This is a genomic window from Streptomyces sp. NPDC008150 (assembly GCF_042956945.1).
Classification (GTDB): domain Bacteria; phylum Actinomycetota; class Actinomycetes; order Streptomycetales; family Streptomycetaceae; genus Streptomyces.
The window spans coordinates 56,016-82,036 of sequence record NZ_JBIBHJ010000010.1 but is presented as its reverse complement, the minus strand read 5'-3'; the positions used below and the strand labels follow the sequence as shown (position 1 = coordinate 82,036).

The following is a 26,021-nucleotide window of genomic DNA, read 5'->3' as shown; positions in this document are numbered from 1 at the left end:
GTCTCGATCGAGGACTTCTTGAAGATGAGCACGCAGACCTCCGACAGCTTCGAGTGGACCGAACTGGACCGGCGTGCCGTCGACACCGCCCGCCTCCTGGCGGCCGATGCCGTGCAGCAGGTCGGCAACGGCCACCCCGGCACGGCCATGAGCCTGGCCCCGGCCGCCTACACGATCTTTCAGAAGGTGATGCGGCACGACCCCGCCGACCCCGAGTGGACGGGCCGTGACCGCTTCGTCCTGTCCCCCGGGCACACCTCCCTGACGCTGTACACGCAGCTCTACCTCGCCGGGTACGAGCTGGAGCTGGACGACCTGAAGGCGTTCCGCACCCACGGCTCGAAGACCCCCGGCCACCCCGAGTACGGGCACACCGCGGGCGTCGAGACGACCACCGGTCCGCTCGGCCAGGGTGTCGCCAACGCCGTGGGCATGGCGATGGCCGCCCGCTACGAGCGCGGCCTGTTCGACCCGGAGGCCCCCGAGGGCGAGTCGCCGTTCGACCACACGATCTGGGCGATCGTCTCCGACGGCGACCTGGAGGAGGGCATCTCCGCCGAGGCGTCGTCGCTGGCCGGCCACCAGAGGCTCGGCAACCTCGTCTTCGTCTACGACGACAACCACATCTCCATCGAGGGCGACACCGCGACCGCGTTCTCCGAGGACGTCCTGGGCCGGTACGCCGCGTACGGCTGGCACACCCAGCGCATCGAGCCCGCCGAGAACGGCGACGTCGACGTGCACGCCCTGCACGCGGCGCTGCGCGCGGCCAGGGACGAGACGGACCGGCCCTCGATCATCGCGATGCGCACGATCATCGCCTGGCCCGCCCCCACCGCGCAGAACACCGAGGCCGCCCACGGCTCGGCCCTCGGCGCGGACGAGGTGGCCGCCACCAAGCGCGTCCTCGGCTTCGACCCGGAGAAGACCTTCGAGGTCGCCGACGACGTCCTCGCCCACACCCGCGCCGCCCTCGACCGCGGCGCCGAGGCGCACGCGGCCTGGGACAAGGAGATCGAGCGCTGGCGCGGGGTGAACACCGACCGCGCCGCGCTGTTCGACCGGATCGTCGCCGGGCAGCTCCCCGACGGCTGGCAGGACGCCCTGCCCGTCTTCGAGGAGGGCACCTCGGTCGCCACCCGCGCGGCCTCCGGCAAGGTGCTCCAGGCGCTCGGCCCGGTGCTGCCCGAGCTGTGGGGCGGCTCCGCCGACCTCGCCGGCTCCAACAACACCACCATCGACAAGACCAGCTCGTTCCTGCCGGTCGGTAACCCGCTGCCCGAGGCGTCCCCGTACGGGCGCACCGTGCACTTCGGCATCCGCGAGCACTCGATGGCCGCCGAGATGAACGGCATCGCCCTGCACGGCAACACCCGTGTCTACGGCGGCACCTTCCTGGTGTTCTCCGACTACATGCGCAACGCCGTGCGGCTGTCCGCGCTGATGCAGCTCCCCGTCACCTACGTCTGGACGCACGACTCGATCGGCCTCGGCGAGGACGGCCCGACGCACCAGCCGGTCGAGCACCTGGCCTCGCTGCGCGCCATCCCCGGCCTCAACGTCGTCCGCCCCGCGGACGCCAACGAGACCGCCGTGGCCTGGGCCGAGATCCTCAAGCGGCACGCCACGAACCCGGCCCCGCACGGCCTCGCGCTGTCCCGCCAGGGCCTGCCGACCCTGCCGGTCAACGCCGACGCCGCCAAGGGCGGGTACGTGCTGCACGAGGCGTCCACCGGCACCCCCGAGGTCGTCCTGATCGCCACCGGCTCCGAGGTGCGGCTCGCCGTGGCCGCCCGGGAGCTGCTGGAGGCCGAGGGCACCGCCACCCGCGTGGTGTCGATGCCGTCCGTCGAGTGGTTCCAGGAGCAGCCGCGCGAGTACCGCGAGCGTGTCCTGCCGCCGTCCGTGAAGGCCCGTGTGGCGGTGGAGGCCGGTATCGGTCTTACCTGGTACCGGTACGTGGGCGACGCCGGGCGCGTGGTCTCCCTCGAACACTTCGGCGCCTCCGCCGACGCCAAGACCCTGTTCACCGAGTTCGGCTTCACCCCCGAGAACGTCGCCGCCGCCGCCCGGGAATCCCTGGCCGCCGCGCGCGGTTGATCGAACCGCCAGAAAGAAGATGATCACTGTGACCGAAGCATCCGCCACCGCGGGAGCACTCAAGCGCCTGTCCGACGAGGGCGTCTCCATCTGGCTGGACGACCTGTCGCGCAAGCGGATCACCTCCGGCAACCTCGCCGGGCTGATCGCGAACAAGAACGTGGTCGGCGTGACCACCAACCCCTCCATCTTCCAGGCCGCGATCGGCTCGGGCGAGGGTTACGAGGAGCAGCTCGCGGACCTCGCGGCGCGCGGCGTCACGGTCGAGGAGGCCGTGCGCATGATGACGACGGCCGACGTACGCTCCGCGGCCGACATCCTGCGCCCCGTGCACGACGCGACCGGCGGCCGCGACGGCCGGGTCTCGATCGAGGTCGACCCGCGCCTCGCCAACGAGACGCGGGCGACGATCGCCGAGGCCAAGCAGCTCTCCTGGCTGGTCGACCGTCCCAACGTCATGATCAAGATCCCGGCGACCAGGGCCGGCCTGCCCGCCATCACCGAGGTCATCGGCCTGGGCATCAGCGTCAACGTGACGCTGATCTTCTCCCTGGAGCGCTACGGCGAGGTCATGGACGCCTACCTCGCGGGCCTGGAGAAGGCCCGGGAGCGGGGCCTGGACCTGTCGACGATCCACTCGGTGGCGTCGTTCTTCGTCTCCCGCGTCGACAGCGAGATCGACAAGCGCCTGACCCTGCTGGGCACCGACGAGGCCCTCGCCCTCAAGGGCCGCGCCGCGCTCGCCAACGCGCGGCTCGCCTACGAGGCGTACGAGAAGGTCTTCGCCGGTGAGCGCTGGCTCGCCCTGGCCGGTGCCGGCGCCAACAAGCAGCGTCCGCTGTGGGCGTCGACCGGTGTGAAGGACCCCGCCTACAAGGACACCCTGTACGTGGACGAGCTGGTCGCGCCGGGCACGGTCAACACCATGCCGGAAGGCACCCTCGACGCCACCGCGGACCACGGCGACATCCACGGCGACTCGGTCACCGGCGGCTACCCGCAGGCCCGCGCCGACCTCGAAGCGGTCGAGCGGCTCGGCATCTCCTACGACGAGGTCGTGGGCAAGCTGGAGGACGAGGGCGTCGCCAAGTTCGAGGCGGCCTGGCAGGAGCTGCTGGACGCCGTCACCAAGTCCCTCGACAGCAAGGGAGTTGACGGGGAATGAGCAAGGAGCTTCCCGAGACGGAACCCGCCGGGGTACCCGGCGGCAAGGAGGGCACCGCGGCCGCGTCGGCCGAGGGGACCTCGCGCGCCGCCGAACCGGCGACCGCGCCGGGCGCGGACCCGGCGGACGGCCCCGTCGGCGGTACCCCCGCCGCCGTGGACACGCCCGCCGACTGGGAGAACCCGCTGCGCGACGCGCGCGACCGGCGGCTGCCCCGCATCGCGGGCCCCTCCGGCCTGGTGATCTTCGGCGTGACCGGTGACCTGTCGCGCAAGAAGCTGATGCCGGCGGTCTACGACCTCGCCAACCGCGGTCTGCTGCCGCCGGGCTTCTCCCTGGTGGGCTTCGCCCGCCGCGACTGGGAGGACCAGGACTTCGCGCAGACGGTGCACGACGCGGTGCGCGAGCACTCCCGTACGCCGTTCCGCGAGGAGGTCTGGCAGCAGCTCGCCGAGGGCATGCGCTTCATCCCCGGTGACTTCGACGACGACACCGCGTTCAAGCAGCTCCGCGAGGCCGTCGACGAGCTGGACAGCTCCCGCGGCACCAGCGGCAACTACGCCTTCTACCTGTCGGTGCCGCCGAAGTTCTTCCCCAAGGTCGTCCAGCAGCTCAAGAAGCACGGCCTCGCGGACGCGCCCGAGGGGTCCTGGCGGCGCGCGGTCATCGAGAAGCCGTTCGGCCACGACCTCGCCAGTGCCCGGGAGCTGAACGCCCTGGTGCACGACGTGTTCGAGCCGGACCAGGTCTTCCGCATCGACCACTACCTCGGCAAGGAGACCGTCCAGAACCTGCTGGCGCTCCGTTTCGCCAACCAGATGTACGAGCCGATCTGGAACCGGTCGTTCGTCGACCACGTGCAGATCACGATGGCCGAGGACATCGGCATCGGCGGCCGGGCCGGCTACTACGACGGCATCGGCGCCGCCCGCGACGTCATCCAGAACCACCTGCTCCAGCTCATGGCGCTGACCGCGATGGAGGAGCCCGCCGCGTTCGACGCGGAGTCGCTGCTCACCGAGAAGCTGAAGGTGCTGAAGTCGGTGCGGCTGCCGGCGAACCTGGGCGAGCACACCGTGCGCGGCCAGTACGCGTCCGGCTGGCAGGGCGGCGAGAAGGTCAGCGGCTACCTCCAGGAGGACGGCATCGACCCGTCCTCGACCACCGACACCTACGCCGCGGTGGCGCTGAACGTCGACAACCGCCGCTGGGCGGGCGTCCCGTTCTACCTGCGCACCGGCAAGCGGCTCGGCCGCCGGGTCACGGAGATCGCGGTCGTCTTCCAGCGCGCCCCGCACTCGCCGTTCGACAGCACGGCGACGGAGGAGCTGGGCCAGAACGCGATCGTCATCCGCGTCCAGCCCGACGAGGGCATGACGGTCCGGTTCGGCTCGAAGGTGCCCGGCACGTCGATGGAGATCCGCGACGTGTCGATGGACTTCGCCTACGGCGAGTCCTTCACCGAGTCGAGCCCCGAGGCGTACGAGCGGCTCATCCTCGACGTGCTGCTGGGCGACGCCAACCTGTTCCCCCGTCACCAGGAAGTGGAAGAGTCCTGGAAGATCCTGGACCCGATCGAGGAGTACTGGGCCACGCACGGCAAGCCCGCCCAGTACGCCTCGGGCAGTTGGGGACCCGAGGAAGCCGACGAGATGCTCGCACGAGACGGACGGAGCTGGCGCAGGCCATGAAGATCGACCTGACCGACACCACGGCAAGCAAGGTCAACAAGGCGCTCGTGCAGGGGCGCCGAGCGATCGGAACCCCTGCGGTGGGCATGGTCCTGACGATGGTGATCGTCACGGACGAGGAGAACGCCTACGACTCGATCAAGGCGGCCGAGGAGGCCTCGCACGAGCACCCCTCGCGCACCCTGGTCGTCATCAAGCGGCACGCCCGCACGGTCCGCGACCGCACGCACTCCCGGCTCGACGCCGAGGTGCGGGTGGGCTCGGAGGCCGGCACCGGCGAGACCGTCATCCTGCGCATGTACGGCGAGGTCACCGACCACGCCGACTCCGTGGTCCTGCCGCTGCTGCTGCCCGACGCCCCCGTCGTCGTGTGGTGGCCGGTGGACGCGCCGGACAACCCGTCCAAGGACCCGCTGGGCGCCCTCGCGCAGCGCAGGATCACCGACATGTACGCGGTCGAGACGTCGCTCTCCGCGCTGGAGACCCGGGCGCACCACTACGCGCCCGGCGACACCGACCTCGCGTGGACGCGGCTGACGCCGTGGCGCTCCATGCTGGCCGCGGCCCTGGACCAGGCCCGCGCCAAGGTGGTCTCCGCCGCCGTCGAGAGCGAGGCCGACAACCCGAGCGCCGAGCTGCTCGCGCGCTGGCTGGAGGCCCGCCTCGCCGTCCAGGTCGACCGCGTCGTCAGCAACGGCCCGGTGGTCACCGCGGTGCGGCTCGGCACCGGCAACGGCGAGATCGTCATCGACCGTCCCGACGGGCCGCTCGCCACGCTGTCCCTGCCCGGCCAGCCGCCGCGCACCCTCGCGCTGAAGGTGCGCCCGACGTCCGAGCTGATCGCCGAGGAGCTGCGCCGCCTCGACGCCGACGAGATGTACGCCGTCGCCCTGCGGGGCGAGGGCACCAAGGAGAACACCAGTGTCTGACACCCCCCGGCCGGACCGCCGTCCCGAATGGACGGCGCTCAAGGACCACCGCGCCGGCGCCCTGCTCAACCCGAACCTGCGCGAGCTGTTCGCCGCGGACGAGGACCGCGCGCGGCGGTACACCGTCCAGGTCGGCGACCTCCTGATCGACTACTCCAAGCACCTCGTCACCGACGAGACGCTGGCGCTGCTCCAGGAACTGGCCGCCGCCACCGACGTGTTCGGGCTGCGGGACGCCATGTTCCGCGGTGACCGGATCAACGTGACCGAGAACCGCGCGGTGCTGCACACGGCGCTGCGCGCGCCGGCCGGCTCCGTGGTCGAGGTCGACGGCGAGAACGTCGTGCCGGGCGTGCACGCCGTCCTCGACAAGATGGCCGACTTCGCCGGTCGGGTCCGCTCCGGCGAGTGGACCGGCCACACCGGCAGCCGCATCCGCAACGTCGTCAACATCGGCATCGGCGGCTCCGACCTCGGTCCCGCGATGGCCTACGAGGCGCTGCGCAGCTTCACCGACCGCGGGCTGACCGTGCGGTTCGTGTCCAACGTCGACGGCGCCGACCTGCACGAGGCGACGCGCGACCTGGACCCGGCGGAGACGCTGTTCATCGTGGCGTCCAAGACGTTCACCACGATCGAGACGATCACCAACGCCACCTCGGCGCGCGAGTGGCTGCTCTCCGGCCTCAAGTCGGGCCAGGAGGCTGTCGCCAAGCACTTCGTGGCGCTGTCGACGAACGGCGAGAAGGTCACCGACTTCGGCATCGACCCGGACAACATGTTCGAGTTCTGGGACTGGGTCGGCGGGCGCTACTCGTTCGACTCGGCGATCGGCCTGTCGCTGATGATCGCGATCGGCCCGGACCGCTTCCGCGAACTGCTCGACGGCTTCCACCTCGTCGACGAGCACTTCCGCACCGCTCCCGCCGAGGCCAACGCCCCTCTTCTGATGGGCCTGCTGGGCGTCTGGTACGGCAACTTCTTCGACGCGCAGTCGCACGCGGTGCTGCCGTACTCGCACTACCTGTCCAAGTTCACCGCCTATCTCCAGCAGCTGGACATGGAGTCCAACGGCAAGTCGGTGGACCGCGAGGGCAACCCGGTCAACTGGCAGACGGGACCGGTGGTCTGGGGCACGCCCGGCACCAACGGGCAGCACGCGTACTACCAGTTGATCCACCAGGGCACGAAGCTCATCCCCGCCGACCTGATCGGGTTCGCCCGTCCGGTCGCCGAGCTGAGCGACGAACTCAAGGCCCAGCACGACCTGTTGATGGCGAACCTGTTCGCGCAGGGGCAGGCGCTGGCCTTCGGCAAGACCGCCGAGGAGGTACGGGCGGAGGGCGTCGCCGAGGAGCAGGTCGCGCACCGCACCTTCCACGGCAACCACCCCACCACGACGATCCTGGCGAAGGAGCTGACGCCGTCCGTCCTCGGCCAGCTCATCGCGCTCTACGAGCACAAGGTGTTCGTCCAGGGCGCCGTGTGGAACATCGACTCCTTCGACCAGTGGGGCGTCGAACTCGGCAAGGTCCTCGCGAGGCGCGTCGAACCCGCCCTCACCGAGGGCGCCGACGTGCCCGGCCTCGACGCCTCCACCGCGGCCCTGGTGGCCGCCTACCGCAAGCTCGGGAAGTGAACTGACATGACCGCAGTGCAACTTGGTCTCATCGGCCTCGGCAAGATGGGCGGCAACATGCGCGAGCGCATCCGCCGCGCCGGCCACACCGTCGTCGGGTACGACCGCAACGCGGACGTCACCGACGTCGGCAGCCTGGCCGAACTCGTGCAGGCCCTCGACGCCCCGCGCACGGTGTGGGTGATGGTCCCCGCCGGCAAGCCCACGCAGTCCGTCATCGACGAGCTGGGCGACCTCCTGGAGGAGGGCGACACGGTCGTCGACGGCGGCAACTCCCGCTGGACGGACGACGAGAAGCACGCCGAGGAGCTGAAGGCCAAGGGCATCGGCTTCGTCGACGCCGGTGTCTCCGGCGGTGTCCACGGCCTGAAGAACGGCTACGCGCTGATGGTCGGCGGCGAGACCGAGGACGTCGCGAAGGTGCAGCCCGTCTTCGACGCGCTCAAGCCCGAGGGCGACTTCGGCTTCGTGCACGCCGGCAAGGTCGGCGCCGGCCATTTCTCCAAGATGGTCCACAACGGCATCGAGTACGCCATGATGCAGGCCTACGCCGAGGGCTGGGAGCTGCTGGAGAAGGTCGACTCGGTCACCGACGTGCGCGAGGTCTTCCGCTCCTGGCAGGAGGGCACGGTCATCCGTTCCTGGCTGCTCGACCTCGCGGTCAACGCCCTCGACGACGACGAGCACCTGGAGAAGCTCAAGGGCTTCGCGCAGGACTCCGGCGAGGGCCGCTGGACCGTCGAGGCCGCCATCGACAACGCGGTGCCGCTGCCGGCGATCACCGCCTCGCTGTTCGCGCGGTTCGCGTCCCGCCAGGACGACTCGCCGCAGATGAAGATGATCGCGGCGCTGCGCAACCAGTTCGGCGGCCACGCCGTCGAGTCGAAGTAGGCGCGCCGTGGGGGATCTTCTGCTGGTCCGCCACGGCGAGACGGAGTGGAGCCTGTCGGGACAGCACACCAGCTGGACCGACCTGCCCCTCACCACGCACGGGGAGGAGCAGGCGAAGTCGCTTGCTCCCCTCCTGTCCGGGCACACCTATGCCCGGGTGCTCGCCAGCCCGCTGGACCGGGCCGTCCGCACGGCCGAACTCGCGGGCCTGGCCGGGGTCGTGACCGATCCCGACCTCCACGAGTGGGACTACGGCGCCTACGAGGGCGTCACCACCCGTGAGATCCACCGCACCCGCCCCGACTGGGACCTGTGGACGGACGGCGTGCCGCCCGGCCCCGACGGTCACCCCGGCGAGTCGCCGGAGCAGATCGGGGAGCGTGCCGACCGGGTGCTGTCCCGGGCCGACGCGGCACTCGCCTGCTGGCCCGGCGACGTGGTCCTGGTGGCGCACGCGCACTTCCTGCGAGTCCTCACGGCCCGCAGGCTGGGCCTGGCGCCCGCGGAGGGCCGGCTGTTCCAGCTCTCCACCGGCACGGTCAGCCGCCTGTCGACGGAGCACGACCGCCCGGTGATCGCCGAGTGGAACGCGCGGCCGTAACAGCCGTCCACGCAGGACAGACCGGCCGGTGCCGCCGCTTGCCGGCGGCGGCACCGGCCGGTCGCGTCAATTCCCCCGTGCGGCCGGGCCGTTGGACCGCCTCACGTGGAGCGGTCGGCGTACGCGGTCCTGCTCTGCCGGATCCGCTCGCCGTGCTCGGCGGCCCACTCCGCCAGGGCGAGGGCCGGCGGCAGCAGGCTCCGGCCCAGGTCGGTGAGCGCGTACTCGACGCGTGGCGGGACCTCGGCGTGGGCGGTCCTGGACACCAGGCCGTCCTTCTCCAGGTTCCGCAGGGTCAGGGTCAGCATGCGCTGCGAGATGCCGGGGACGCTCCTGTGCAGCTCGGTGAAGCGCAGCCGCCCCTCGTCGAGCGTGGCCACGACGAGCAGCGTCCACTTGTCGCAGATCCGGTCCAGCACCGGGCGGACGGCGCGTCCGCCGTCCCCGCGGACCACGCAGCCGCGTCCGAACCGCGCCATGGCGACCCCGCTTCCTGTGCCTCACGCACATCCGTGTGCCTTTTGCGGGCCCCTCGGCCCTCCCCCATGATGAGCGCACTCACTTTCCGAAACCGCCCCGGGGGCACTCCCATGCATGTCGCGTACTGGATCGTCGCAGCGCTTCTCGCCCTGCTCTACGTCTACTCCGGCGGTCTCAAGCTCCTGCGCGGCCCGGACCGGCTCCGGCCCATGATGGGCTGGGTCGACCAGGTTCCGCTGCCGCTGGTCAGGGCCGTCGGCGCGCTGGAGGTGCTCGGCGCGCTCGGCCTCGTCCTGCCGCCGCTGACGGGCATCGCGGTGGGTCTCGCCCTCGCGGCGGCCGCGGGCCTGGTGCTCGTGCAGGTCGGCGGGATCGCACTGCACCTGTCCCGGGGCGAGGCGCGGCTGATCGGTCTCAACGTCGCGCTGCTGGCGGCCGCCGCGGCGGCGGTGTGGCTGGCCACGTCCTGGCTCTGAGTCCCCCGCCGCGACGGCCCGTGCCCGCCGGCCCCGGGCGGTCAGCTCCGGTCGGCCCGCGGGATGCCGTAGACGTGCTCGACCGGCAGCCGCAGCACGAGGCGCCGGTCGCGGACCATGGCCGCGCGGTAGTCGTCCCAGTCGGGGTGTTCGCCCTGGACGTCGCGGTACAGACGCACGAGTTCCTCCACGGTCCCGTCGTGCGGGTCCGCCGCCACCGGGGTGAGGTCGGCGGTGCCCTCCACGACCGTGTAGGCCCAGCGGTCGGGCGTGGTGACGTGGAACGAGGCGCGCGGGTCGCGTCGCAGGTTGCGGGTCTTCGCGCGGTCGTCCGTGATCGACACCCGCACGACGCCCTCCGCGGCGTCGAAGGCGTAGTTGACGTTGGACAGCTGGGGCCGGCCGTCCCGCTTGAGGGTGACGAGAACCGCCGAGTCGCCCTCCGCGAGGAGAGCGAGCAGCGCGTCGCGAGGGGTGTCCTGACGGGTGTCCTGAGCTTCGTTGGTCATGCTGCGGTCAACGGCCCGTGACCGAAGGCGCATTCCCCGCGAACGGCGCCCCCACCCGTACGGCCCACCCCGCGCACCCCCACCGCCCGGCCCTCGCGCCCCGGACCTCGCGGTTCGCCGCCGGGGCCGACTGCCGTACGGCGTACGCCGGTTGTGGGCCACGGGGGCACTCGTGCGCCGTGACCGACCGGACGCCGTCCCGGGGGTCTTAGACGCCCCGGTCGGGGGTATGCCGGAGTGATCTCGTGCAACCGAACCGGAGAAGACCGATGGCACTACTGCGGCAAGAGGCCGACCCGGACGCCGCCGGGCTGGACCCGGAGGCGCTGGCTCGGCTGGACCGGCACTTCGCCCGTCAGGTCGAGGAGGGACGGCTGCCCGGCTTCCTCGTGGCCGTGGCCCGCGGTGGCAGCGTCGTCCACGTCACGGCCTCGGGGCGGCGGGACGTCGCGGCGGGACTGCCGGTGGAGTCCGACACCCTGTGGCGGATCTACTCCATGACCAAGCCGGTCACCGCGGTCGCGGTGATGATGCTGGTCGAGGAGGGCTCGCTCTCGCTCGACGACCCGGTCGCCCGGTACGTCCCGGCGTTCGCCGATCCGCAGGTGTACGTGGGCGGTTCGGGCTCGGACACCAGGACCCGCCCGGCCGACGGCCCCGTCCTGGTCCGGCACCTGCTGACCCACACCGCGGGCCTGACCTTCGGCTTCTACCGGGCCCATCCGGTCGACGCCCTGTACCGGGAGGCGGGCATCGAGTCCTCGGTGCTGCCCGGCGCGGACCTGGCCGCGACGATGGACGTGTACGGGAAGATGCCGCTCCAGTTCGAGCCGGGCACGCGCTGGAACTACTCGGTCGCCAGCAACGTCCTGGGCCACCTCGTCGAGGTGGTGTCCGGGCAGCCCCTCGACGAGTTCTACGCGCGCCGGATCTTCGAACCCCTCGGCATGACCGACACCTGCTTCCACGTCACGGACGAACAGGCCGAACGGCTCGCGGAGTTGTACGCGGAGACCGACGACGGCGGCATCGCCCCCACCTCCGGGCTGCCGCTGCGGGGCCGCCCCCGGTTCCTGTCGGGCAGCGGCGGCCTGGTGGCGAGCGCCCACGACGTGCACCGGTTCATGGAGATGCTGCGCCGCGGCGGCGAACTCGACGGTGTCCGGCTGCTGTCGGCGGCCACCGTCGACCGGATGACCACCAACCAGCTGCCCGGCGGCGCCGACATGCGCGCGTTCGGCACCCCCGCGCACGACGAGCCGGGCAAGGCGGGCGTCGGCTTCGGGCTCGGGCTCTCCGTCGTCGTCGACCCCGCCCGCACCGGTGCCCCGGCCGGCCTGGGCACGTACGGCTGGAGCGGGGTGGCCACCACCACGTTCTGGGTGGACCCGTCCCGCGACCTGACCGTGCAGTTCATGACCCAGGTGCGGCCGAGGAGTTCGCACACCGTGTATCCCGAGCTGAAGCGGCTGGTGCACGAGGCGGTCACCGGCTGACGCCGCCGCGGCGGCCCGTCAGGAGGGGTGGGCGATCGCGTCCAGGTGGGGCAGGTAGTGGTCCATGCGCTCCCGCTTGGTGCGCAGGTACGTGATGTTGTTCTCGCTCGGCGCTATCAACAGCGGTACCTGCTCGGCCACTTCTATCCCGTGCCGGATCAACGCCTCGCGCTTTCGCGGGTTGTTGGACATCAGCCGCACGGACACCACCCCGAGGTCCCGGAGGATGCCGGCCGCGGCCCCGTAGTCGCGGGCGTCGACCGGCAGCCCGAGGGCCAGGTTCGCCTCCACGGTGTCCAGGCCCTCCGCCTGGAGCGCCATGGCCCGCAGCTTCGCCACCAGACCGATCCCCCGGCCCTCGTGGCCTCGCAGGTACACGACCACGCCGCGCCCCTCGGCGACCACGGCGCGCAGCGAGGAGGCGAGCTGGTCGCCGCACTCGCAGTGCCGCGAGCCGAACGCGTCCCCGGTCAGGCACTCGGAGTGCAGCCGCGTCAGCACGCCGTGGGTGCCGATGTCCCCGTGCACCAGGGCCACTTGCTCGTCGCCCCGCTCGTGGTCCAGGTAACCGACGGCGCGGAACTGGCCGTACACCGTGGGCAGCGGGGATTCCGCGAGGCGTTCCACGCCGAGCGGCCGTGCTGACTTCTCTCCGGACATGCCAAGGTTTTCTGTCATGATCTGGTCCTAAGCAGAGACGGAAGGCCGGGAAACGATGAGCGGTTCACAGAAGCGGCCGGCCGCGGACGGCCTGCTGCCGGCGGACACCACCGAGGACGTCCGCGCCCGCGCGCAGGGGGTGCCGCGACAGGTGGCGGTGCTTCCCGTGGGCAGCTTCGAACAGCACGGCCCCTTCCTGCCGTTGACGACGGACACACTGGTGGCGTGCGCGCTGGCGGCCGAGATAGCGGCCGCGTACCCGGTGCACCTCCTCCCCCCGGTGACGATCTCCTGCTCGCACGAGCACGCTGGCTGGCCGGGGACCGTCAGCATCTCCTCCGTCACCCTTCACTCGGTGGTCTCTGACATCGCGGACTCGCTCCGCCGCTCCGGTGTCGAGGCGCTGATCCTGGTCAACGGCCACGGCGGAAACTACGTACTGGGCAACGTCGTTCAGGAGTCCTCCTCGCGCGGCGGGCGCATCGCGCTCTTCCCGGCCCCGGAGGACTGGGAGACGGCGCGGACGCGGGCGGGTGTGGAGACCTCACTGCTGACGGACATGCACGCCGGGGAAATAGAGACCTCCATTCTGCTGCACGCCCGTCCCGAGGCGGTGCGACCCGGCCACGCCGCCGCGGACCTCGTCGCGGACGACCGGCGCCATCTGCTCACGGTGGGGATGGCCGGCTACACCGGGTCGGGAGTGGTGGGGCGCCCGTCCCTGGGCACCGCCGAGAAGGGGCGGGCGCTGCTGGCGAGCCTCGTCGACTCGTTCGGCGCGTACTTCGCCCTGGTGACCGCGGACCCGGCGGTGCCGCACGCGCGGGAGGCGACGGCCGGCCGCGCGCCCGTACCCACCGACGGCAGCGGGCGCCGGCCGTAGCGCCCGCGGCGCCCCCCGCCGGCCGCCCGTCCGGCCACAACACCCGTACAGGACACGGCGGTCGGCGTGCCGGCGTCCCGGCGCCGGCGCCCGCGGACCACCAGCACCGCGGCACCGGGCAGGCTCGCCACCAGGCTCAGCACCCCGTACGCGACCGCGACCGCGAGCCCGGTCTCGGCGCCGAGACCGGCGGCGCCGAACGCCCAGGCGGTGACGCCCTCCCGGGGGCCCCAGCCGCCCACGTTCAGCGGCAGGCCCATCGCGACCAGGGCGAGCACGGCAAGCGGCAGCAGGACGGCCGTGGACGCGGAGCAGCCGGCCGCACGGGCGGCGACCACGAACACGGCGAGGTGCCCGGCGAGCACGAGCACCGACGAGAGCAGCACGGCCGGCCACGCCCCGCGTGACAGCAGCCCCGCGCGGGCCTCCGCCAGGGCCGACCGCAGGGCCCGGCCGCGCCGCGTGACGGGAGGGCGGCTCCCGCGCCGGGCGAGGACGACCGCGGCCGCCAGCGCCGCGAGGCACACCGCGGGGACGGCGACGTGCCGGACCTCGTGCGCCACGGGGGACGGCAGGCCCACCAGCACCGCGCCCCCGACGACCGCCAGCACGGCCTGCCCGGCGGCCCGTTCGAGGACCACGGCGCGCACGGCACCGCCCAGGTTCCCGGCGTCCTTCCCGTGCCGCACCGCGCGGTGCACGTCGCCGAGCACACCGCCGGGCAGCGCGGCGTTCAGGAACAGGGCGCGGTAGTAGTCGGCGACGGCGGCGCCGAGCGGGAGCCGGACGCGCAGGCCCCGGGCGACCGTCGACCAGCGCCACGCGCTGAGCACCGTGGTGGCGAGACCGACGACGAGCGCGACGGCCAGGGAGGGGCCGTCGATCCGGCGCACCCCGTCCACGAAGACGCCGGTGCCGAGCCGCCACAGCAGCGCGGCGAGGATCGCGAGTCCCGCCACGGTGCCGCAACGGGAGCGCACGGCGGGCGAGTTGAGCCGCCGGACGACTCCGCGCGGACCGGCGGCGGGGTCCGGGGACGGACGGTGGCCGCCGTCCGTCCCCGGGGTCGGTGCCGCGTCCGGCGGCGGTGCGGTCGCGGACGGCGCGGCGGGCAGGAGGCCGGGGCGTCCGGTCACGGGCCCGCTCACGTCCCGTCCCCCACGCCGGGCCCCGTCGCGCCGGGCACCGCCAGCAGGTCGGCGTGGTGCACGACGGCCGTCAGCCCGCCCGCGTCGCAGGCTTCGAGGCGCCGGGCCAGGTACGCCTCCGCGCGGTCGGCGAGGTCCGGCCGCTGCTCCACCGCGGCCGCGACGCGGCCGCCGAGCCAGGCCCGGGTCAGCCGCCGTTCCCCCGGGCCGAGGCGCCAGGGGCTCGGCCGCACCCGTACGGTCGCGCCGTGCCGGTCGAACGCCTCGCACGCCGCGGTGACGGCGTCCGGACCGAGCAGCCCGGTGCGGCGCTGGTGGGCGTTGAAGGCGTCCTCGATCTCGGCGTCGAGCGGGTCGGCGGGGCCGAGTTCCACGCGCCCGGCGACCGTGAGGGTCAGCAGGGCCGGGCAGGCCGCCTCGGCGCACGCGGCGGCGAGCCGGTCGACCTCGTCCCGGGTCAGGACGTCCAGCAGTGCCGACGCCGTCACCAGCGTCGCGCCGGCGAAGGCGTCCGGGGTCAGTCGCGCGACGTCGGCGCGCCGCGTCTCGACGGTGACCCGGCTGCCGTCGGCGGCGGTGCGCGGCGAGCCGGCCGCCGCGAAGTGCAGCAGGTAGGGATCGCGGTCGTGCAGGATCCAGTGCTGCGGTCCGGGCAGCAGGGGCGCGAGCCAGCGGCCCATCGAGCCGGTGCCGCAGCCCAGGTCGTGCACGACGAGCACGTCCCGGCCGCCCGGGGGCAGGGCGGCGCGCGGGAGTTCGGCCGACCGCGCGGCGGCGTCGGCGCCCTCGCGCAGTTCCAGCCACTCCGGTGCGTAGCGGGGCACGTCGTCGGCCGCCGCCGGGTCGTCCTCGCGCAGCCGGAGAGTGTCCCGGTCCCGGGCGGCGGCGCGGTAGCGGTCCCGGGCGGCCGTCCGGTCGGTGTCGTCGTGACCGGGTGACGCGTCGCCGGCGGCCGGGGCGTGCGGGTCCGCGTCGGGCGCCCCCACTCCGCCGGCGCCGCCCTCGGGCCCACCGGTGGGTCCCGCGCCGGGGATCACCTGCCGCGCCGCGGGGGCGTCCGCCGCGGTCTCCGTGTCGCTCATGGCGTCCTCCCGGGGTCGCTCGCCAGCCGGCCCAGCACGTGGGCCAGGCTCCGGGCGGTCGTCGCCCAGCCGTCGAGTGCGGAACGGCGGCCGCGCGCCGCCGACTTGAGGCGGCGCCGTACGTCCGCCTCGCCGAACCAGCCGCGCAGTTCGGCGGCGAGCGCGGCGGGGTCCTCCGGCGGCACGAGGATGCCGGGCACTCCGCCGTCCGGTGCCCTGCCCACCGCCTCCGGCACTCCGCCGACGTCGGTGGCGAGGACCGGGATGCCGCGCGCGAGCGCCTCGGTGACCGCCATGCCGTAGGTCTCCGCGTAGGAGGTGAGGACCATCAGGTCGGCGGTGGCGTAACTGGCGTCCAGATCGGCGCCGGCCCGCGGACCGGCGAGGTGCAGCCGGTCCTGGAGGCCGTGGGCGCGGATCCGGGCGCGCAGCCGTTCGACGTACCCGGGGTCCTGCTGGAGGCCGCCGACGCACACGCAGCTCCACGGCAGGTCGGTGACGGCGGCCAGGGCCTCCACCAGCCGGTGCTGGCCCTTGCGGGGGGTGACCGCCGCCACGCACAGCAGCCGCGAGACCCCGTCGGTGCCGGACGCGAGAGGGGCGATGTCGGCGCCGGGCTTGGCGACGTGGACGCGGTCCGGGGCGAGGCCGTGGTGGGAGACCAGCCGGCGCACGGCCCAGTCGCTGGTGGCGATCACCGCGGGGACCGCGCGCAGCACGGCGCGTTCGGCGGCGTCCAGCGCGGCGGCCACGGAGGGCTCCAGGCCCGTCTCGTCGCCGAGCGGCAGATGGACGAGGACCGCGAGACGCAGCCGGCGCGCCTCGGGGACGACGGCCTCGGGCACGCCGCAGGCGACGAGGCCGTCGAGCAGGACGACGGTTCCGTCCGGCAACTCCCGCAGTGTGCGCGCGAGTTCTGCCCGGTCGGCGGCGGAGGGGCGGGGCCAGTCGCCGGGGACCGCGTGCCGCCGGACCCGCCAGCCGAAGCCGGGCAGGTCGAGGGTGACGCGGCGGTCGTAGGCGTTGCCGCCGCTCGGCGCCGCGGGGTCGTCGACGCCGCCGGGGACGACGAAGTGGACCGAGCGCAGCGACATCGGGACGATGCCGCCGTCGCCCGCGGGGCCCTGCCGCGCGGTGGGCCGGCCGCCCTGGGAGGGAATGCGGTCGCCGCCGTGCCCGCCGGCCTGTCCGGGGCCCGCGCCCGGCGCGCGGTCCACGGTCGCGCCGCCCGTCACAGGGAACGCTCGTAACTCGCCCAGGCGACGTGCGACTCGTGCAGGGTGACCGTGAGTCCCGCGAGTTCACGGGCGCCCTCCCCGAGGGCGCCCTGCCCGATCCGTGCGGCGAGCCGGTCGGCGACGACGCGGGCGAGGTACTCGGTGGAGGTGTTGACGCCCGCGAAGTCGGGCTCGTTGTCCAGGTTGCGGTAGTTCAATTCGCTGACCACTGCGCCGAGTTCACGTGTCGCGAGGCCGATGTCGACGACGATTCCGTCCTCGTCGAGCTCCTCGCGCCGGAACGTGGCGTCCACCAGGAACGTGGCTCCGTGCAGCCGCTGGGCCGGGCCGAAGACGTCGCCGCGGAAACTGTGGGCGATCATGATGTGGTCGCGGACGGTGATGCTGAACAACGGATGACCCTCCAGGTGCGGTACGTCCGAGGCCCCGGCGGACGACCGCCGGGGGGTGCCGAGTAGTACGGCTGCTCACCCTGCCGCGTTCATCGGCCCTTGTGCAGGGGCGTGTTCGGCCTACTTGGGGACAGCCGCCGACCCCCTGTCCGCCCCTCCCCCGCAACACCCCGTTCGAGGCGGCCCGTTCGCCGGCCCCGTGTCCACCCCCCGGCCACCACGTGTTCAACGGGCCTGAACGGTTGACCGGTTGTCCACGTACCGAGGTGTGCACAGGCCGCGCACAGTCCGCGGCGGTGATCGACTCAGTCACACGGCCGGAGGATGCACGGTGGCCCTGAACAACACTCACGGCGTGAGGCCGGTCCGCCACGAGACCGCGGTGGGGGCGGGGGCGCAGATGCTGCTGCTCGCCCTGCTCGGATCGGCGTACGGCCTCGGCCCCGCGGGCTGGCTGACCGGACTGGTCTTCACGGTGGGCGGCTGGGCGGTGCTCTCGCGGGCGCTGGACCGCTCGCCGCTGCGGTCGTTCGGGCCCGCCAACCGGGTCACGCTCGGCCGGGCGACGCTGGTGGGCGGGGTCACGGCGCTGGTGGCGGACTCCTTCGAGAGCGCGCCGCCGGTCTCCCTGCTGGTGGGCCTGACGGCGGTGGCGCTGGTCCTGGACGGGGTGGACGGCAAGGTGGCGCGGCGCACGGGCACGGCGTCGGCGGTGGGGGCGCGGTTCGACATGGAGGTCGACGCGTTCCTCATCCTGGTCCTGAGTGTGTACGTCGCGGCCCAGCAGGGGGCGTGGGTGGTGCTGATCGGGGCCATGCGGTACCTGTTCGTCGCCGCCGCGCGGGTGTTCCCCTGGCTCAACGCCCCGCTGCCGCCCAGCACCGCCCGCAAGACGGTCGCGGCGCTCCAGGGTGTGCTGTTGCTGCTGGCGGGTTCGCAGTTGCTGCCAGGACCGCTCAACTCCCCGGTGGCCGCCGTCGCGTTGACACTGCTGGTGTGGTCCTTCGGGCGGGACGTGCGGTGGTTGTGGCTGAGGTCGCGCGCACACGTCGCGTCCGCGCGGACGGCGGTCCCGCTCCCGGTGCCGGAGTACGAACCGGTGGGCTGACCCGGCCCCGGCCCGGCGCCGGGGGTGCGGTCAAGTGGCGTCGGCCGCCGCCGGGTTCACGGTTTTCCCGGCGCCGGCGGGTGTGTTCCGCGGCGGCTGCCCAGGACCGCCTCCTCCAGCAGCACGTCGAAGGCGCGGTCCACCTTCGCAGCCAGGTCCTCCGGCCCGCCGTCCGCACCGCGCGCCCACAGCCGCAGCACGGTGCTGAGGGCACCCGCCCCCGCCTCGACGACGATGCCCGGCCGGGGGTCCTTCGCCGGGTCGGTGCCCAGCCGTTCGGCCAGGATGCGGACGGACTCCGCCTGGGCGTCCGCCTTGATCCGCTCGTAGGCGGCGAACAGCGCGGGTTCCTCGTCCACGAGGGCGAGCAGCGCGCGCGGTTCGGGCCTGCCGTGCCACGCGGGCCGTTCGGCGTCGGTGAGCCAGGACCTCACGGCGGCGCGGTAGCTGACCAGGAGCGGTTCGTCGGCGGGGCGTTCGCGCAGGGCCGCGTTGATGCGGTCGCCGTCGGCCCGGGTGAAGTCGAGGGCCGCGTCCTCCTTGCCGGAGAAGTGGCGGCTGAAGGTGCGCCGGGTGACGTCCGCGCGGTCGGCGATGGCGTCCACCCCGACCGCCGCGAGGCCGTGCTCCAGGATCAGTTCGACCGCGGCCTGCGCGAGCGCCTGCCGGGTCATCCGCGACCTGCGCCGCCTGCGGTCCTCCACCGCGCCGGTGACGGGGGTGGCCTCGTTGCCGTTCATCCCTTCAGACTACACCCGCAATTGTCCCAACGGGACATTTGTGAGCCGTCCACGCCCGGCCCCGCGCCGCACCGAAGCGTGCCAGAACTTCCCCGACGGCGCGACAGCCGCCCCGCGACAACCACCGCACCTCGCACACCCCCTCGCACCGCACCATCACGACCCCGACCCGGCACCTCCCCCAACTCCCCTTCTCAGCAGGCACGTTGACACCACCCCGGGCCGAGCGGGCCGCGACACCCCCGGGCCGCGCCGAACTTGACAGCCCCACCGGCCACCCCCGAATGTAGCCACATGACATTCATTTTCAACAAGAGGGGTGTCCGCTAGTGCGCGTCGCGTTCGTCGGCAAGGGCGGGAGTGGCAAGACCACCCTGTCCGCCCTCTTCTCCCGGTGGCTCGCGCACAGCGGCGCTCCCGTGCTCGCGATCGACGGTGACATCAACCAGCACCTCGCCGAGGCACTCGACCCCGCGCACACGGGCACCAACGCCGCACCTCCCCTGGCCCCGGACCTTGCCGGGATCAAGGACTTCCTGCGCGGCACGAACCCGCGCGTCCCCTCCGCCTCCGCGATGGTGAAGACCACCCCGCCCGGCACCGGATCACGGCTGGTCCGCCTGCTCGGGGACGACGAACTGCACGCGCGGCACGTCGGCCGGGCGGGCGACGTGCCGCTGATGGTCACCGGGGAGTTCGACGAGAGCGACCTCGGGGTGTCCTGCTACCACTCCAAGCTCGGCGCGGTGGAGCTGTACCTCGGCCATCTGCTCGACGGCGAGGGCGAGTACGCGGTCGTCGACATGACGGCCGGCGCGGACGCGTTCGCCTCCGGGCTGTTCGCCCGGTTCGACATGACGTTCCTGGTCGCGGAACCGACCCGCAAGGGCGTCTCCGTCTACCGCCAGTACCGCGACCACGCACGGGAGTTCGGCATCCCGCTGGCCGTGGTCGGCAACAAGGTGTCCGGCGAGGACGACCTGCTCTTCCTCAAGGAGGAGGTGGGCGACGACCTGCTGACCCACCTGGTCCACTCCCCCTGGGTCCGGTCCGCCGAACAGGGCCGCGCCGCCGCCGGGTTCGACGGCCTGGAGCCGCACAACCGGCACGCGCTCACCGTGCTGCGCGACGCCGTCGACGCCCGGCCCAAGGACTGGGCGGCGCTGCACCGCCACGCCGTCGAGTTCCACCTGCGCAACGCCCGCGCCTGGGGCGACGAGGCGACCGGCCTCGACCTGGCGCTCCAGATCGACCCGGACTTCGTGCCGGGCCCCTCTCCGTCCTGATCCGGACGGACCCACGAAACCCCACCGCAGAAGGGCACTTCATGTCTCTCGACGTCTCTCCCCAGCTCCTCGCCGAGGCCGAGCGGGGCGACATCCGCGAGGCGGACTTCGTCGCCACGGTCCGCGACTCGCTCCCGTACGCCTGGAACCTCGTCTCCTCGCTCACGGCCGAACTCAACTCCGGCACCGCGGAGTTCACCGACAACCAGACCCCTCCGGCGTCGGAGGCCGAGCGCGGGCAGTTGCTGCGCGCGCTCGCGAGCGACGCCGTCCGGGGCAGTCTCGAACGGCACTTCGGGGTGGCCCTCGCCTTCCAGAACTGCCACCGGGTGGCGGCGTTCCGCCCGCAGGACCGGGGCGGCGAGCGGTACGCGCGCTTCACGTCCACGCGCGCCCAGGTGCTGAACCAGTCGGCGGAGCTGCGGGACTGCTGAGCCGGGGACGAGCGGGCGGGCGGCCGGGGCACCGCGCCCCTGACCACCCCCGCCGGCGCGGTGCCGAACATCCGGGCGCGCGACCGGACATGGCGGTGGGGGGGGGGGCCCGGGGGCCCCCCCCCCCCCCCGGCCGGGGGCCCCCCCCCGGGGGGGGGGCGCCCCCCCCGCGCGGGGGGGGCCCCGCCGGGGGGGCCCCCCCCGGCCCGGGGGGGGGGGGGGGCCCCCGGGCCCCCCCCCCCACCGCCATGTCCTGCGCCCCACCCGGGACTCGGGGAACCGCCGCAGTCGCTCAGGCGGCCCGGCGGTGCTGCTCCCGGTGGGCCCGGACGATGTCCGCGTAGCGGTGCCCGCTGCCCTTGATGGTGCGGGCCTGCGTCGCGTAGTCGACGTGGACGAGGCCGAAGCGCTTGTCGTAGCCGTACGCCCACTCGAAGTTGTCGAGCAGCGACCAGGCGAAGTACCCGGCCAGCGGGGCGCCCTTGCGGGCGGCCGAGGCGCACGCGGCGAGGTGGCGCTCCAGGTAGTCCTGGCGCTCCGGGTCGTCCACGGTGCCGTCGGCCCGGACCACGTCCGGGTAGGAGGAGCCGTTCTCGGTGACGTACAGGCGGCGGGCGCCGTACTCCTCGGTCAGGCGCAGCAGCAGGGTCTCGATGCCGCTGGCGTCGACCTCCCAGTCCATGCCGGTGCGCGGGACGCCGGAACGGGCCACGTCACGCACGTGGGGCGCGGGTCCCGCGGGGTCGTCGGCGACGGTCTGCGGGAAGTAGTAGTTCAGGCCCAGCCAGTCCAGCGGGGCGCCGATCTTCTTCAGGTCGCCGTCGCGCTCGGGGAGTTCGACGCCGTACAGCTCGCGCATGTCCTCGGGGAAGCCGCGGCCGTGCACCGGGTCGAGCCACCAGCGGTTGGTGTGTCCGTCCATGCGCCGGGCGGCGGCCACGTCCTCGGGGCTCTCGCTGGCGGCGTACACGGTGGAGAGGTTGTTGACGATGCCGACCTGGGCGCCCGGCACCGCGGCGCGGATCGCCTCGGACGCCAGGCCGTGGCCCAGGAGCAGGTGGTAGGAGGCGCGGACGGCGGCCGTCAGGTCGGTCAGGCCGGGGGCCATCTTGCCCTCCAGGTGACCGATCCACGCCGAGCACAGCGGCTCGTTGAGGGTCGTCCAGTGGGTGACGCGGTCACCGAGACGCTCGGCCACGACGGCCGCGTACGAGGCGAAGTGCTCGGCGGTCGCCCGCTCGGGCCAGCCGCCGCGGTCCTGGAGCACCTGCGGCAGGTCCCAGTGGTACAGCGTCACGGACGGGGTGATGCCGGCTTCGAGGAGCGCGTCGGTCAACTCGTCGTAGAACGCGAGGCCCTTGGCGTTGACCGGTCCGTCGCCGCCGGGCAGGACGCGCGGCCAGGCCACCGACAGCCGGTAGGCGTTGGTGCCGAGCCGCTTCATGAGCGCGACGTCCTCGCGCCAGCGGTGGTAGTGGTCGCACGCGACGTCGCCGTGGTCGTCGCCGTCGATCTTTCCGGGGGTGTGCGAGAACGTGTCCCAGATCGACGGTGAGCGGCCGTCCTCCGCCACGGCTCCCTCGATCTGGTAAGCCGATGTGGCCGTGCCCCACAGGAAGTCGTGCGGCAGTGCGGCCAGGTCGATGGGGTGGGACACGGAAGTCCTTTCAAGGGGGGCGGGTCGGGCACCGGGGCCCGTGACCGGGCCGGCGTCGCCCGTGGCGTCGCCGGGGCCGGTCCAGGCGGGGCCGAAGGCGGTCACTTCACCGCTCCGGCGGTCAGACCGGCGACCAGGTAGCGCTGGAGGAGCAGGAACCCGGCGACGACGGGCACGCTGACCACGAGCGAGGCGGCCATGATCTGGTTCCAGTACACGTCGTTGAGCGTCGAGTAGCCCTGGAGGCCGACGGCGAGTGTGCGGGTGGAGTCGTTGGTCATCACGGAGGCGAACAGCACCTCGCCCCACGCCGTCATGAACGCGTAGACGGCGACGGCGACGATGCCGGGGATCGCGGCGGGCACCACGACGCGGAACAGCGCGCCGAGCGGGCCGCAGCCGTCCACCAGTGCCGCCTCGTCGAGTTCGCGGGGCACCGAGTCGAAGTAGCCGATGAGCATCCAGATGGAGAACGGCAGCGAGAACGTCAGATAGGTGAGGATCAGGCCGCCGCGGGAGCCGAACAGGGCGATGCCGGTGGCGTTGCCGATGTTGACGTAGAGCAGGAACAGCGGGAGCAGGAACAGGATGCCCGGGAACATCTGGGTGGACAGGACGGTGACCGTGAACACGCGCTTGCCGCGGAACTCGTAGCGGCTGACGGCGTACGCGGAGAAGACCGCGATGACGACCGACAGGACGGTCGCCGAGCCGGCCACGATCAGGGAGTTCCCGAAGTACTTGGCGAGCGGGACGGTCGACCAGATGTCGATGTACGGACGGATCGTCAGGCCGCTCGGAATCCAGCGGAACTTGCCCGTCACGTCCGCCAGCGGCTTCAGCGAGCTGGAGATCATGACGTACACCGGGACGAGCACGAACCCGGTGAGCAGGGTCAGGAAGACCCGGCGCGACCACAGGAAGGACTGCGACGGGGCCATCGGCGAGCGGGGCGCCCGCGCGGTGCTAGACATCGGACGTCTTCCTTCCTCGGGTGGTGATCAGGAGGTAGACGCCCGTCACGACGAGCAGGAAGAGCAGCAGCAGGACGGACATGGCGGAGCCGGTGCCGAAGTTCCAGGTGACGAAGGACGCCTGGTAGATGTGCACCGAGATCAGGTCGGCCGCCGCCGGCGCCGACTTGCCGAACAGCACGTACGGCGTGTTGAAGTCGTTGAACGTCCACAGGAACAGCACCAGGACCAGTACCTGGTTGACGGGGCGCAGCGACGGCAGGGTGATCCGGCGGATCTGCTGCCAGCGGCCGGCGCCGTCGAGGGCGGCGGCCTCGTACAGCTCGCCGGGGATGTTCTGGAGGCCGGCCATCACGATGAGGAAGGCGAACGGCCAGCCCTTCCACACGGAGACGATCAGCAGGGCCCAGAAGCTGTTGTCGCCGATGAGCCAGAACGAGGGCTTGTCGGTGAGGTGCAGCTGGTCGTGCAGGACGTGGTTCACCAGGCCGTTGTCGTGCTGGAACATGAACACCCAGGTGATGACGGCCGCGTAGACCGGCAGCGCGTACGGCACCAGGAACAGGGCGCGCAGCAGGCCGCGGCCGCGGAAGGCGTCCTGCATGAAGACGGCGGCGGCCGTGCCGATCAGCCAGCACAGGCCGACCGACAGCAGCGTGAACTCGACGGTGACGAAGAAGGAGTGGAGCAGCGCGTCGCCGACGGGCGCGGAGAAGTCCACGGAGACGCGGTAGTTGTCGAACCCGCTCCAGGGGGCAGTGCCCCAGTCGCGGATGTAGAACTGGGTCAGCTCCTTGAAGCTCATCACGGTGCCGATGACCATCGGCACGAGGTGGACGAGGAGTTCGAGGATCAGGGCGGGCAGGAGCAGCATGTAGGGCAGTGCGATCCGGCGGATCCGCCCGGGGCGGCGCGGACCACGCGCCGCCCCGGGGGTGTTCTCGCCATCGCGCACCGCCGGGCCGCCGGTCTCGGCGTGGGCGGTCGTGGTGGTCATGGAAGGATCCGCACTCACTTCGCAGGCATCTGCTGCTGGGCCTTTTCGAGCGCCGCCTTGACCGAGGCGGTGGTCACCGGGCGTCCGTTGGCGGCGTCGGCGAAGAGGTCCTTGACGGCGGTACCGACGGCGGTCTCGAACTGCGACTCGTCGGCGACCTGCGGCAGCGCCGCGGCGCTCGTGGCCAGCGTGTCCTTGAGGATCACGTTGGTCGGGGTGTTGAACGCCGGGTCCTCCTGCGCGGCCTTGACCGGCGGGATGGAGGTGTACGCCTTGTTCAGGATCTTCTGCTCGGCGTCGCTGGTCATGAACTTCACGAAGTTCACGGCGCCGTCGAGGTTGTGGGTGTTCTTGAAGACCGAGATGTTGATGCCGGCCACCATCGAGTTGACCTGCGCGCCGGTACCGGGGGTGCCGGACTGCACGGGCACCGGGGCGACCCCGTACGCGTCGTCGGCCATGCCCTGCGACTTGAGGTTGGCGGCGGCGGACTGCCACAGCAGCATCGCCGTCTTGCCCTTGGCGAAGTCGCTGACCGACTGGTTCTGCGCGTACTCGGCGTTGCCGGCCGGGATGGTCTTCGACTTGGCCATCAGGTCGACGTACTGCTGGACCGCGGCGACCGTGCCGTCGTTGGTGAAGTCGGGCTTGCCGTCGGCGGTGAAGAAGTCGGCGCCGTGCTGCTTGGCGAAGGTGAAGACGTGGTGGATGTTCTCCGACACGTTCGCGCCCTCGGCGCCCAGCGGGTTCTTGCCCTTGGCGGAGATCTTCTTGCCGTCGGCGACCAGTTCGTCCCAGGTCGTGGGCGGCTTGGAGATGCCGGCGTCGGCGAAGATCTGCTTGTTGTAGTAGAGGGCGTACGACATCGAGTACAGCGGGACCGCGGCCGGATCCTTGCCCTCGGCGCCGGTCGAGCCCATCGCGGAGTCGACGAACCGGTCCTTGCCGCCGATCTTGTCGAAGTTGGCGGTGTTCCAGTCGAGCAGCGCGCCCGTGGCCTGGAGCGAGGCGCTCCACGTGTTGCCGATGTTGAGGACGTCCGGACCCTGACCGGACGTGGTGGCCGTGAGGATGCGGTTGAGGAGGTCCGACCACGGGACCACTTCGAGCTTGACCTTGACGTTGTACTTCTTCTCGAACTTGTCGAGCTCGGGCTGGAGGACCTTCTTGTCCACCGCGATGCTGGCGCCCTGGTTGGAGGCCCAGTAAGTGATCGTCTTCGGCGAGTCGTTGGACCCGCCGCCCGTCGACGAGCCGCCCCCGCAGGCCGAGGCGGCGAGGACGAGAGACAGGGTGACGGCGCCTGTGGCCGCGACTCGGATGCTGCGCATGGCTCCTGGTGTCCCTTTCCGGGAGTCGAGAACCGCGAGTACGGATCGATCCGGGCTTCCCCGTTCCGTCCCGCCGCTCCTCATGGCTTAATTTAGGACGTGAGTTAAACCTCA

Annotated in this window: 24 protein-coding genes and 1 pseudogene; 13 read left to right on the top strand and 12 right to left on the bottom strand. The window is 72.6% G+C overall.

What is annotated here, in order from left to right; all coding sequences use genetic code 11:
* The first annotated feature begins 24 nt into the window (after nucleotides 1-24).
* The 7 genes from tkt to ACFZA0_RS23800 are packed head-to-tail and all read left to right on the top strand — an operon-like array spanning nucleotide 25 to nucleotide 9,016.
* A complete protein-coding gene (gene tkt, locus ACFZA0_RS23830) occupies nucleotides 25-2,100 on the top strand; it encodes a transketolase (protein ID WP_391020423.1) in 2,076 nt (691 codons plus the stop codon).
* Between the two features lie 19 nt (nucleotides 2,101-2,119).
* Entirely contained in the window at nucleotides 2,120-3,265 is a 1,146-nt protein-coding gene (tal, locus tag ACFZA0_RS23825) for a transaldolase (RefSeq protein ID WP_391020421.1), read from the top strand.
* Nucleotides 3,262-4,956, top strand: a complete 1,695-nt coding sequence (gene zwf / locus ACFZA0_RS23820; protein WP_391020419.1) for a glucose-6-phosphate dehydrogenase — start codon at nucleotides 3,262-3,264, stop codon at nucleotides 4,954-4,956. Before tal ends, zwf begins: the two co-directional genes overlap by 4 nt.
* Nucleotides 4,953-5,885 carry a glucose-6-phosphate dehydrogenase assembly protein OpcA gene (opcA, locus tag ACFZA0_RS23815; protein WP_391020417.1) on the top strand — a complete coding sequence of 311 codons (933 nt, stop codon included), beginning with the start codon at nucleotides 4,953-4,955 and terminating at the stop codon, nucleotides 5,883-5,885. The genes zwf and opcA overlap by 4 nt, the downstream gene beginning before the upstream one ends.
* Nucleotides 5,878-7,524 (top strand): glucose-6-phosphate isomerase, encoded by a 1,647-nt coding sequence (gene pgi, locus ACFZA0_RS23810; RefSeq protein WP_391020415.1) that lies wholly within the window; start codon nucleotides 5,878-5,880, stop codon nucleotides 7,522-7,524. The genes opcA and pgi overlap by 8 nt, the downstream gene beginning before the upstream one ends.
* 15 nt (nucleotides 7,525-7,539) lie before the next feature.
* Nucleotides 7,540-8,415 (top strand): phosphogluconate dehydrogenase (NAD(+)-dependent, decarboxylating), encoded by an 876-nt coding sequence (gene gnd, locus ACFZA0_RS23805; protein ID WP_391020831.1) that lies wholly within the window; start codon nucleotides 7,540-7,542, stop codon nucleotides 8,413-8,415.
* Between the two features lie 7 nt (nucleotides 8,416-8,422).
* Nucleotides 8,423-9,016, top strand: a complete 594-nt coding sequence (locus ACFZA0_RS23800) for a histidine phosphatase family protein (protein WP_391020413.1) — start codon at nucleotides 8,423-8,425, stop codon at nucleotides 9,014-9,016.
* 101 nt (nucleotides 9,017-9,117) lie between these two features.
* Here the strand turns inward: ACFZA0_RS23800 and ACFZA0_RS23795 are convergent, their stop codons facing one another.
* The gene (locus tag ACFZA0_RS23795) at nucleotides 9,118-9,495 is read right to left on the bottom strand and encodes a winged helix-turn-helix transcriptional regulator (RefSeq protein ID WP_391020411.1); all 378 of its coding nucleotides are present in this window, start codon (nucleotides 9,493-9,495) and stop codon (nucleotides 9,118-9,120) included.
* Nucleotides 9,496-9,606: 111 nt separating this feature from the next.
* Here ACFZA0_RS23795 and ACFZA0_RS23790 point away from each other — a divergent pair, with 111 nt between their 5' ends.
* Nucleotides 9,607-9,972: a DoxX family protein gene (locus tag ACFZA0_RS23790; RefSeq protein WP_391020410.1), complete on the top strand. Its 366-nt coding sequence runs from the start codon at nucleotides 9,607-9,609 to the stop codon at nucleotides 9,970-9,972.
* A 41-nt stretch (nucleotides 9,973-10,013) separates the two neighbouring features.
* On the opposite strand, the gene ACFZA0_RS23785 is transcribed toward ACFZA0_RS23790, so the two are convergent.
* Nucleotides 10,014-10,481: a TIGR03618 family F420-dependent PPOX class oxidoreductase gene (locus ACFZA0_RS23785; protein WP_391020408.1), complete on the bottom strand. Its 468-nt coding sequence runs from the start codon at nucleotides 10,479-10,481 to the stop codon at nucleotides 10,014-10,016.
* Nucleotides 10,482-10,750: 269 nt separating this feature from the next.
* Between ACFZA0_RS23785 and ACFZA0_RS23780 the strand changes: the two genes are divergently transcribed.
* Nucleotides 10,751-11,977, top strand: coding sequence for a serine hydrolase (locus tag ACFZA0_RS23780; RefSeq protein WP_391020406.1), 1,227 nt, complete (start codon nucleotides 10,751-10,753; stop codon nucleotides 11,975-11,977).
* Nucleotides 11,978-11,995: 18 nt separating this feature from the next.
* On the opposite strand, the gene ribA is transcribed toward ACFZA0_RS23780, so the two are convergent.
* The gene (gene ribA / locus ACFZA0_RS23775; RefSeq protein ID WP_391020404.1) at nucleotides 11,996-12,655 is read right to left on the bottom strand and encodes a GTP cyclohydrolase II; all 660 of its coding nucleotides are present in this window, start codon (nucleotides 12,653-12,655) and stop codon (nucleotides 11,996-11,998) included.
* Nucleotides 12,656-12,692: 37 nt separating this feature from the next.
* Here ribA and ACFZA0_RS23770 point away from each other — a divergent pair, with 37 nt between their 5' ends.
* Nucleotides 12,693-13,520 carry a creatininase family protein gene (locus tag ACFZA0_RS23770; protein ID WP_391020402.1) on the top strand — a complete coding sequence of 276 codons (828 nt, stop codon included), beginning with the start codon at nucleotides 12,693-12,695 and terminating at the stop codon, nucleotides 13,518-13,520.
* 173 nt (nucleotides 13,521-13,693) lie between these two features.
* On the opposite strand, the pseudogene ACFZA0_RS23765 reads toward ACFZA0_RS23770, so the two are convergent.
* The 4 genes and pseudogenes from ACFZA0_RS23765 to ACFZA0_RS23750 all read right to left on the bottom strand — a co-directional run.
* Nucleotides 13,694-14,422: pseudogene (locus ACFZA0_RS23765) on the bottom strand (YbhN family protein); the annotation flags it as partial.
* A 242-nt stretch (nucleotides 14,423-14,664) separates the two neighbouring features.
* Complete coding sequence (locus ACFZA0_RS23760) at nucleotides 14,665-15,750, bottom strand: class I SAM-dependent methyltransferase (RefSeq protein ID WP_391020400.1); 1,086 nt, start codon at nucleotides 15,748-15,750, stop codon at nucleotides 14,665-14,667.
* Nucleotides 15,747-16,910 carry a glycosyltransferase gene (locus ACFZA0_RS23755; protein WP_391020829.1) on the bottom strand — a complete coding sequence of 388 codons (1,164 nt, stop codon included), beginning with the start codon at nucleotides 16,908-16,910 and terminating at the stop codon, nucleotides 15,747-15,749. The genes ACFZA0_RS23760 and ACFZA0_RS23755 overlap by 4 nt, the downstream gene beginning before the upstream one ends.
* Nucleotides 16,911-16,981: 71 nt before the next feature.
* On the bottom strand, nucleotides 16,982-17,380 hold the full coding sequence (locus ACFZA0_RS23750) for a 6-carboxytetrahydropterin synthase (protein ID WP_391020398.1): 399 nt from the start codon (nucleotides 17,378-17,380) through the stop codon (nucleotides 16,982-16,984).
* 331 nt (nucleotides 17,381-17,711) lie between these two features.
* Here ACFZA0_RS23750 and ACFZA0_RS23745 point away from each other — a divergent pair, with 331 nt between their 5' ends.
* The gene (locus ACFZA0_RS23745) at nucleotides 17,712-18,488 is read left to right on the top strand and encodes a CDP-alcohol phosphatidyltransferase family protein (protein ID WP_391020396.1); all 777 of its coding nucleotides are present in this window, start codon (nucleotides 17,712-17,714) and stop codon (nucleotides 18,486-18,488) included.
* Between the two features lie 56 nt (nucleotides 18,489-18,544).
* Here ACFZA0_RS23745 and ACFZA0_RS23740 read toward each other — a convergent pair whose 3' ends face one another.
* Nucleotides 18,545-19,228, bottom strand: a complete 684-nt coding sequence (locus ACFZA0_RS23740) for a TetR family transcriptional regulator (RefSeq protein WP_391020394.1) — start codon at nucleotides 19,226-19,228, stop codon at nucleotides 18,545-18,547.
* A 329-nt stretch (nucleotides 19,229-19,557) separates the two neighbouring features.
* Here ACFZA0_RS23740 and ACFZA0_RS23735 point away from each other — a divergent pair, with 329 nt between their 5' ends.
* A complete protein-coding gene (locus ACFZA0_RS23735; protein ID WP_391020393.1) occupies nucleotides 19,558-20,514 on the top strand; it encodes an ATP-binding protein in 957 nt (318 codons plus the stop codon).
* 41 nt (nucleotides 20,515-20,555) lie between these two features.
* Complete coding sequence (locus ACFZA0_RS23730; protein WP_391020391.1) at nucleotides 20,556-20,948, top strand: SCO5389 family protein; 393 nt, start codon at nucleotides 20,556-20,558, stop codon at nucleotides 20,946-20,948.
* Nucleotides 20,949-21,240: 292 nt separating this feature from the next.
* Here the strand turns inward: ACFZA0_RS23730 and ACFZA0_RS23725 are convergent, their stop codons facing one another.
* The 4 genes from ACFZA0_RS23725 to ACFZA0_RS23710 form a co-directional block, all read right to left on the bottom strand.
* On the bottom strand, nucleotides 21,241-22,605 hold the full coding sequence (locus tag ACFZA0_RS23725) for a GH1 family beta-glucosidase (RefSeq protein WP_391020389.1): 1,365 nt from the start codon (nucleotides 22,603-22,605) through the stop codon (nucleotides 21,241-21,243).
* Nucleotides 22,606-22,706: 101 nt separating this feature from the next.
* Nucleotides 22,707-23,579 (bottom strand): ABC transporter permease subunit, encoded by an 873-nt coding sequence (locus tag ACFZA0_RS23720; RefSeq protein ID WP_391020387.1) that lies wholly within the window; start codon nucleotides 23,577-23,579, stop codon nucleotides 22,707-22,709.
* Entirely contained in the window at nucleotides 23,572-24,576 is a 1,005-nt protein-coding gene (locus ACFZA0_RS23715) for an ABC transporter permease subunit (protein ID WP_391020385.1), read from the bottom strand. The genes ACFZA0_RS23720 and ACFZA0_RS23715 overlap by 8 nt, the downstream gene beginning before the upstream one ends.
* 14 nt (nucleotides 24,577-24,590) lie before the next feature.
* Entirely contained in the window at nucleotides 24,591-25,907 is a 1,317-nt protein-coding gene (locus ACFZA0_RS23710) for an extracellular solute-binding protein (RefSeq protein WP_391020383.1), read from the bottom strand.
* Between the last annotated feature and the right edge of the window lie 114 nt (nucleotides 25,908-26,021).